Raw genomic sequence first — 2686 nt, 5'->3', positions numbered from 1 at the left:
GCCGGCGCCGGGTCGACGTCGCCGCGTGCGCCCCCCGGCGCCCCGGTGCTTGGATGCCGCCATGGCCCCGCCCGCTGCCACCGCCCCCGCCGGGGCGCTGCGACCCGGTCGGGTGTCCCCGCGCCGCCCCGTCCCGGCGGGCGTGCCGCGGCCGGAGTACGTCGACCGGCCGGCGCCGCGGCCCGACGGGGCGCCCGAGGTCAAGGACGCGGAGACGGTCGAGCGCATGCGGGTGGCCTGCCGCCTGGCCGCGCAGGCCCTCGCCGAGGTCGGTCGGCACGCCGTCCCGGGCGCGACCACCGACGAGCTGGACCGCGTCGGCCACGAGTTCCTCCTCGACCACGGGGCCTACCCGTCGACGCTCGGCTACCGCGGCTTCCCGAAGTCGCTGTGCACCAGCGTCAACGAGGTCGTGTGCCACGGGATCCCCGACTCGACCGTCCTGGCCGACGGCGACATCTGCAACGTCGACGTGACGGCGTACGTGGTGCTCGACGGCGTCGGGGTCCACGGCGACACCAACGCCACCTTCTGCGTCGGCGACGTCGACGAGGAGTCGCGGCTGCTCGTCGAGCGCACGCGCGAGGCCACCGACCGCGGCATCCGCGCCGCGCTGCCGGGTCGGGAGCTCAACGTCGTGGGCCGGGTGGTCGAGCGCTACGCCCGGCGCTTCGGGTACGGCGTCGTGCGCGAGTACACCGGCCACGGCATCGGCACGTCCTTCCACTCCGGCCTCGTCGTCCCGCACTACGACGCGGCCCCCCTGCACGACGACGTCATCGAGGTGGGCATGACCTTCACCGTGGAGCCGATGCTGTGCCTGGGCACCGCTCGGCACGAGATGTGGGACGACGGCTGGACCGTCGTCACCGCCGACCGGCGCCGCAGCGCGCAGTTCGAGCACACGATCCTCGTGACCGGGTCCGGTCCCGAGGTCCTGACGCTGCCGTGAGCGCCGTGGAGCCGTCACCGGCGACCTCCCGCGGGCGCGCCGTCGGCATCGACATCGGAGGGTCGGGCATCAAGGGCGCCCCGGTCGACCTCGGGTCGGGGACCTTCGCCGCGGACCGCGTGCGCGAGCCCACGCCCCAGCCGTCGACCCCGGACGCCGTCGCGGACGTCGTCGCGGCCATCGCCGGCCGCTGGCCCGACGGCCCGCTCGGGGTGACCTTCCCGGCCGTCGTCAAGGACGGCGTGACGACGACCGCGGCCAACGTCGACAAGGCGTGGATCGGCACCGACGCCGCCGGGCTCCTGCGCGCGCGCACCGGCCGCCCGGTCCACGTCGTCAACGACGCCGACGCGGCCGGCGTCGCCGAGGCGCGCTACGGCGCGGCGAAGGACGTGCGCGGCGTCGTCGTCGTCGCGACCCTCGGCACCGGCATCGGCACCGCGCTGCTGCACGACGGCGTCCTCGTGCCCAACACCGAGCTCGGGCACCTGGAGGTCGACGGCCACGACGCGGAGACGCGGGCCTCCGACGCCGCCCGCGACCGCGAGGACCTCTCGTGGAAGGACTGGGCCAAGCGCCTCCAGCGGTACTTCTCGGCGCTCGAGGCCCTCCTGCAGCCGGACCTGCTCGTCATCGGCGGCGGGGTGAGCAAGAAGAGCGAGAAGTTCCTCCCGCACCTGGACCTGCGGGTCCCGGTCGTGCCCGCGCAGCTCCTCAACACCGCGGGCATCGTCGGTGCCGCGGCCCTGGCGGCCGAGGCCGACCTCGACCCCGGCACCGCGGACGCCACCGGCTCGCCCGGCTGACCGACGGCCCCCGGGGACGGGCGACGTCGTCCACGCGGGTCGGAGCGGCGCCCGGACCCCGGAGGCGCGCTCCGGCCCGGCAGCCCGAGGGCCCCGGGCCCCCGCGGGCAGCCCGGCTAGGAGCGGTCGTCGGCCACCACCGCGAGGACGACCTCACGACGGCGGCGCAGCCACGGCGGCAGCAGCAGGAGGGACGCGAGCGCCACCACGGGCTCGGACGGCTGGGCGGGCTCGGACGGCTGGGCGGGCTCGGACGGCTGGGCGGGCTCGGACGGCACGACCTCGACGGCCGGGACGACGGGCAGCACGGGGTCCGTGGGCGCCTCCGGCTCGACCGAGGGGTCGGGACGCACCGGCTCGACCGACGGCTCGGGCTCGGGCTGCTCCGGCTCGACCGACGGCTCGGGCTGCTCCGGCTCGGGCTCGGCGGGGGCGTCGACGACCGGCACCACCGGGAGGGCGGGCTCGGCGTCCGGCTCGGCGGGCTGGTCGAGGACCGGCTCCTGGAGGTCGGGCGCCTCGGAGTCCGGAGCTGCGGCGTCAGGCGCCTCGGCGTCCGGCGCCTGCGCGTCGGGGGCCTTCGTGTCGGGGGCCTTCGTGTCGGGGACCTGCGTGTCGGGGACCTGCGCGTCGGGACCGCCGTCCACGGGAGGCGTGGTGTCGGGCTGCTGGGCGTCCGGGCCCTCGGGCCGGGGCGTCAGCGGCTCACCGGTGCCGGGCGTCGTCGTGTCCGGCGTCGTCGTGTCGGGCGTGGTGCCCGGGTCGGTGCCGGGGACGCCCGTGGAGGGCTGCTCCGTCACGGGCGGGTCCACGGGCTGGTCGGTGACCGGCGGCTCGTCCGGGTCCTCGACCAGCGGGGGCTGGGCCGGCCCCTCGACGCCGGGCCCCTCGACGCCGGGCCCCTCGTCGACGGGCGGGTCGGTCGGCG

Annotated in this window: 2 protein-coding genes and 1 pseudogene; 2 read left to right on the top strand and 1 reads right to left on the bottom strand. The window is 77.5% G+C overall.

Translation table 11 applies throughout. From position 1 onward, the window contains the following. Positions 1 to 61 precede the first annotated feature (61 nt). Together map and ppgK are read left to right on the top strand one after the other, a co-directional pair. The gene (map, locus tag HLB09_RS15565; protein ID WP_171204232.1) at positions 62 to 952 is read left to right on the top strand and encodes a type I methionyl aminopeptidase; all 891 of its coding nucleotides are present in this window, start codon (positions 62 to 64) and stop codon (positions 950 to 952) included. After that, positions 949 to 1758, top strand: coding sequence for a polyphosphate--glucose phosphotransferase (gene ppgK, locus HLB09_RS15560; protein ID WP_322790218.1), 810 nt, complete (start codon positions 949 to 951; stop codon positions 1756 to 1758). The genes map and ppgK overlap by 4 nt, the downstream gene beginning before the upstream one ends. Before the next feature lie 116 nt (positions 1759 to 1874). Here ppgK and HLB09_RS15555 read toward each other — a convergent pair. Beyond that, a pseudogene (locus HLB09_RS15555) lies at positions 1875 to 2686 on the bottom strand (hypothetical protein); the annotation flags it as partial.

The organism is Pseudokineococcus marinus (assembly GCF_013004605.1).
GTDB classification, from domain to species: Bacteria; Actinomycetota; Actinomycetes; order Actinomycetales; family Quadrisphaeraceae; genus Pseudokineococcus; species Pseudokineococcus marinus.
Note: the sequence above shows the minus strand (reverse complement) of the source record. Positions and strands in the feature narration are given on the sequence as shown.